The following is a 5,228-nucleotide window of genomic DNA, read 5'->3' as shown; positions in this document are numbered from 1 at the left end:
CTCCCGGCCGGAGCCGGACGTGCCGAGGGGGGCGGCGCGGCCTTGCGCGCACCCGGCGGAGGCGGCAGCACGGCGGACGGGCGCGGCGGCGGCGCCGTCAACCGCACGGGACGTTCGATGAGGCCGCGCAGGGCCAGCCGCTCCAGGTCCATGACGATGTCGGTGCGTCCGCCATCGCCGCGCGCCGTCGGCCGCGAGCGCTCCTCGCGCACCCACTTCGCCAGCAGGTGACCGAACTCCCCGCGGTGCTTCTCCAGCATGCGCGCGGCGAACTCCGGGGACTGCGCCACGCACGCGCGCGCCAGCCGCTGCACGCCCGCGCTCCGGATGGCGCCAGCGAGCCGGCTGAACCCCTCGTGGAGGGTGATCTGCGCGCGCGCGTCCTCCTCGGGCAGCTTGCGCGGCGCATTGGCCGCCACGGACTTGCTCGCGAGCTGGAGCAGGTCCGGCGGCAGGGACTCCATGAGGCCCGCCAGTTCTGCTTCGGGGAGCCCCGCCAGGGCTGGACCGAGCACGCGCGCGCCCAACCGGTCACTCACCGTGAGCAGCTCACGCGTCTGGAGCATCAGCACGTCCGCGAACTTGAAGCCCGCGGACTGGCCGGCGACCTCGCGCGCCAGCGCCTCCTCCAGCTTCCAGCGGATGATGTCCAGGACCTGCGGGCGCACCTCGCGGGTGAGCTTCACGCGCGAGGGCGGCAGGTGGCCGCGCACCGCGTCCGCCATGGAGCCGGGCAGCGCGCGCAGCGTGACTTCCATCAGCGCGCCGCGCTCGCGCTGGAGCAGGGCCGCCAGCCGCTCCGGATCCGCGGTCCACAGCTGCCCGCGCCGGTCCTTCATCAGGCGCTTCAGCTCCTGCACTACGGCGGGCAGGCGCTTCTCACGCGGAATCTGGAGGATCTCCTGCGCGCGGTGCCGCAGGAGCGCGGCCTCCTCCTCGGGCAGGTGCTCCAGCGCGGCCAGGCTCTCCTGGCCACCGAAGGTGACCGCGGTGAGGAGCATCATGGTCTGGCGCTTGCTGAGCGAGGTGAAGAATGAATCCAACGGTCACCTCGCGGGCCCCCACAAGTGGCCCGCTGAAGATAGAAGGCGCGTCCCCGGCCTGGAGGACGCGTCCCGCGGTCCGCCCCAGGAGGGCCGCGGGGGGCGACGTCAGGACTCCCGACCACCCCGGGCGCGCGCGGGACGCGCCGCCGCGGCGGCACCCCCACCCGAGCCGCGCATGAACGTCCACGCGGTGAGGCCCATCATCGCCAGGATGAGCGCGAACGCGCCGCCGAGGATGACCTTGAACGTCCCCGCGCTGGCGGCCGTCATGCGCACGCCGAGCACGTCCTGCATGCGGCTGCCCTCGGTGGTCTCCGCCGAGGGGGCCAGGGCCTCCGTCATCAGCACGGTGACGGCCTCCGGCTTGAGCTCCGCGACGGAGCTGGCGACGAACTGCTTCACCGCCTCCTGGGAGATGGGCGGCTTGCCGGCCTCGAGCGTGCGGTACTTGATGAACACCGAGGCCGACGGCATCGGCTTGTTCTCCGGCTGCGACAGGTCGTTGTTCTCCGGCACCATCACGATGGCGCGCGCTTCCAGCACGCCGTCAATCTGGTTGAGCGCGTTGGAGACCTCGCCGGCCATCGCCTTGAGGAGCATGGCGCGCTCCTCCGTGGCCGTGGGCACCATGCTGCCCTTGGCGAAGTGGGACAGGCCCTTCTCCACCGGGCGCGGCAGCGAGTTGCGCTTCAGGAGCTCCGCGGCCTGCGCGGCGTCGCCCTTGGGGACGACGATGGTGAAGCGCACTTCATTGCCACCTTCCGCCTTCTCCTTCTTGGCGTTGATGCCGTTCTTGCTGAGCAGCACGTAGATTTCATTGGCATCCGCCTCGGTCAGCTCGTGCTGCAGCTCGATGGAGCAGCCGGTGAGGAGCAGCAGGGCGAGGAGCGGGGCGGCGAAGGCGGGCGTTCGGCGAGTCATGGGCGGAAGGTAGCTTAACAGGGCCCTTGCAAAACGCGGAAGGGCGCCCCCTCCCGACCTGGGAGGGACCGCCCTTCGCATGCCGCCATGGCCCGGCGGGTGGGACTTCAGACCTGGGTCTTGACGACGTCCTTCAGGCCGCTGGTGGCCTTCTCGACGACCTTCGACGTCAGGTCCAGCTCCTGCGAGTACTTGTACATGGACGCCTGGAGGCCCAGCATCTCCGCGTTGGACATGTTCTTCCCGGAGCTGGCCTCCTTGATGAGCTTGTCCATGCTGATCTGCCCCTTCTCCAGGCCGGAGACGAGGTCGGACACCATGCCGCCCGACTTGCCCGTCTTGGCGGCCTCGGCCTTGGCGTCCACGGGCTCCGCGCCCTTGGTCGTCGCCGGCTGCTGGGCGGCGTTGCTGACCTTGTTCAGGCCGGCCTTCTCCGTCTTGTTGACGGTCTCCACCTGGCGGACGGTGTCCACCTTCTGGGCGGCCTGCGCCTTGTTGACGCCCTGGGTCGCGTCCGCCGCGTTGGCGCCCTGCGCCTTGTCAGCGAGAACTCCGTCGAACTTCGACGCGCCCGTCTTGTTCGTCTGTTGCTGGGCGCCCTGATCCTGCAGCTTTTGCTGCGCCACCTGTCCCGCGGAGATGCCGCTCATCGGAGCCGCCATGTGACACCCTCCTTGCATCCGTCGAGGGGGGAGGGAGTTCCTCCTCCTCGTTCAAGAGTTCCTTGAGCCGGTCAATGGCGCGCGCGTGAAGCCGCGACGCCCAGCTCTTCGACTGCCCGATTTCCGCCCCTGCTTCCTCCAGCGTACGGCCCTGGAAGTAATAACCCTGCAGGAGCTTGCGCTCTTTCTCCGGAAGCTTCTCGATGGCCGAGCGCACCCGGTTCTTCAGCTGCTCCATCTCCAGGCGCTGATCCGCCGGGAGGGATTCGTCGACATACCCCGCCGCCTCCGCCCCTTCCGCCCCCGCTGCGAACACCGCGGCAAGTCCCGCCACGGCATCCGAGATGTCTCCGATATCATCGTCAAATGACGACCCGCGGTTGCTTGATCCCTGCTCGCGGTCGGCAAGATTTCCAAGATAGGCGGTCGCGCGCTCGCCCTGGTAGGCGGAGCGGGCATCCGCGCCCCGGAGGACGCCCATCTTCCTCAGGCCGTCGAAGATGGCGCCCTTGATGCGGTAGTGGGCAAAGGTGAGGAAGTTGGCGCCAACCTTGGGGTCGAAGCGCTCCGCGGCCTCGAGGAGACCGATCTGCCCATAGGCCAGCAGTTCGTCCAGCTCCAGCTGGGCGTTGAACTGCTTGCGCACGGTGGCCGCGAGCGACCGCACGTACGGGCCGTACTTCTCCAGGATGACCTTCCTGTCTTCACCCAGAGGCAAGCGGCGCGCTCACTCGGCCTTGGACCACAGCCGCTCGAGAACCTGGTTCAACCGAGGATCGTCTTGCAAGGCACCGGCGATTCGGCCCGTCAGGGCGTCGGACTTCATGTGCAGCTTCTCCTGGAGCACCTCGGAGACGAGCGCCTTCGTCGCCTCTTCCTTGCTCTTGAAGCCCCCGTTCTTCAACCGACGGGCGATGGCGAGCGCTTGTGCCGCGATCGGATCCGCTGCCTGGGGGCCCTGGACGTTGCTGGAGCCTACCAGACCTGAAGGCCCGACGAGCGATTCCGTCCGGTCCACCTTGCCGCCGAAGGACGCGCCAGAGGCACCCGCCGCACCGGACGCACCCTTGACGCCGCCCGCGCGGCCCTTCCCACCCCCACGTCCGACTCCACCGACAGCCATCGACGTACCTCCTTCGCGCTAACCGCTACTTCCGAGGCGGAGGCAGGGCTCCCGCCTCCTTCGCCTGGATGAGGGCCTGGGCCAGCTTGGCGCCATCGCCGTCCGGCTCCAGGTCCATGGCGGCCTTCAGTTCCTTGAGGGCCTCCGGCACCTTGCCCATGAACAACAGGGCCTCCCCCGCGTGTGCCCGGGGCAGCGACGACAGGGGCGCCAGGCGCTGGGCGACCCGGTAGGCCTGCAGGGCCTTGTCATGGTGGCCCTGCGCGAACTCCACGGCGCCGAGGCCGATCTGCGGCACCTCGCTCTTGGGCATCAGCGCGGCGGCGCCGACGAAGACCTCCTTGGCCTTGTCGAAGTGGCCCATGTCCAACCACAGGTAGCCGGACTCCAGCAGGACCATGGCAGGCTGGCGCGCCAGGGGCACGAGGCTGTTGGCGATCTCCGAGGCTGTTTCCGACATGGACGTCGCGCTTCCTTTCCCGTGGCCGGAAGCACGGAAGGCGGCCGTCGAGGGCCGCCTTCCTTGCACCGGTCAGTTTCCGCTGAAGTCGAAGACTAGCGGATGTTGCCGATCGAGTTCTTGGTCGTATCGTGCCGCGACTTCATCACGTTGGAAACCGCCGTGAAGAGCTGCGACTCGTGCTGCATGGCCGACTGCATGGCCAGCATCTTCTGGTTGTCGTCCATCATGGACTTCAGGCTGTAGTTGCCGTTGACCTGGTCGCCCACGCTGCCGCCGCCCACGCTGGTGCCCAGGGTGGAGGAGCCGCCCGTGCCAGGGATGCCCGTGCCCGTGCCGGGCATGGACGTGGTGGGCACCGCGCCGGAGCCGGTGTTCACGACGCCCGCGTACGGGCCGCCCGCCATGCCGGAGCCCGCGGCGCCGGAGAAGGTCTGCGCCGAGGAGACCGCGGCGGAGACGATGCCCGCGCCCGGCACGAAGCCGGCCACGGCGCCGACGCCCGCGCCCACGACGCCGGCGGCGTTGTTCAGGCCCGTCTGCACGCGCGCCCCGAAGCTCGTGTTCGGCGTCTGCCGAGCCGTGGTCATCTGGGTGTTCATGCGCAGGTTCGGACCCATCATGCCGCTGTCGATCTTGCTCATTTCAGCCTCCGCGCTGCTGCCAGCGAATTAATGGTGAGCCTGGGATCATCCCTCGGCTCTTTCAATGGATTATCGGGGGAACCCACCGCGGGTTGCCTGCCGGGGACGAGAAATCGTCCCGGCCCCCGAAAAGGCCGTTATTTCCGGCCCTTGGGCTGCTTCGATTCCGCGACGAGCTTCTCCCGGACGTCCACGAGCATGCCGAGCAGTTCCTCGGCCCGCGCGATCGCAGCCTGGGCCTTCTTGCCGGTTTCCGCGCGCGGGCCCTTGAGGCCGGCGAGGCCTTCCTTCACGGGCGCGAAGAGCGCCTGGACATCGTCGACGGTGGCCTTCTCGATGAAGGTCTCGACGGCGGGATAGGAGGGCATGGGC

The 5,228-nt window shown here is 69.1% G+C and carries 7 protein-coding genes and 1 pseudogene; all 8 read right to left on the bottom strand.

Annotated elements, in window-relative coordinates; genetic code table 11:
- A pseudogene (locus tag D7V93_RS37270) lies at positions 1-1,043 on the bottom strand (hypothetical protein); the annotation flags it as partial.
- 108 nt (positions 1,044-1,151) lie between these two features.
- Positions 1,152-1,967, bottom strand: a complete 816-nt coding sequence (locus D7V93_RS37265; RefSeq protein WP_120647868.1) for a type III secretion protein — start codon at positions 1,965-1,967, stop codon at positions 1,152-1,154.
- 107 nt (positions 1,968-2,074) lie between these two features.
- On the bottom strand, positions 2,075-2,617 hold the full coding sequence (locus D7V93_RS37260; protein WP_244237735.1) for an EscF/YscF/HrpA family type III secretion system needle major subunit: 543 nt from the start codon (positions 2,615-2,617) through the stop codon (positions 2,075-2,077).
- Positions 2,508-3,347, bottom strand: coding sequence for a sigma-70 family RNA polymerase sigma factor (locus tag D7V93_RS37255; RefSeq protein WP_120615624.1), 840 nt, complete (start codon positions 3,345-3,347; stop codon positions 2,508-2,510). Before D7V93_RS37255 ends, D7V93_RS37260 begins: the two co-directional genes overlap by 110 nt.
- A 9-nt stretch (positions 3,348-3,356) precedes the next feature.
- Positions 3,357-3,752, bottom strand: coding sequence for a hypothetical protein (locus tag D7V93_RS37250; protein ID WP_120647867.1), 396 nt, complete (start codon positions 3,750-3,752; stop codon positions 3,357-3,359).
- A gap of 25 nt (positions 3,753-3,777) precedes the next feature.
- The gene (locus D7V93_RS37245; protein ID WP_120647866.1) at positions 3,778-4,212 is read right to left on the bottom strand and encodes a tetratricopeptide repeat protein; all 435 of its coding nucleotides are present in this window, start codon (positions 4,210-4,212) and stop codon (positions 3,778-3,780) included.
- A 95-nt stretch (positions 4,213-4,307) separates the two neighbouring features.
- Entirely contained in the window at positions 4,308-4,856 is a 549-nt protein-coding gene (locus D7V93_RS37240; protein WP_120647865.1) for a hypothetical protein, read from the bottom strand.
- A gap of 137 nt (positions 4,857-4,993) precedes the next feature.
- Positions 4,994-5,228 (bottom strand): hypothetical protein (locus D7V93_RS37235; RefSeq protein ID WP_120647864.1); only part of this gene is annotated, 235 nt, incomplete at its 5' end.

Source organism: Corallococcus llansteffanensis (genome assembly GCF_003612055.1).
GTDB lineage: Bacteria > Myxococcota > Myxococcia > Myxococcales > Myxococcaceae > Corallococcus > Corallococcus llansteffanensis.
This window is presented reverse-complemented; position numbering and strand designations above follow the sequence as displayed.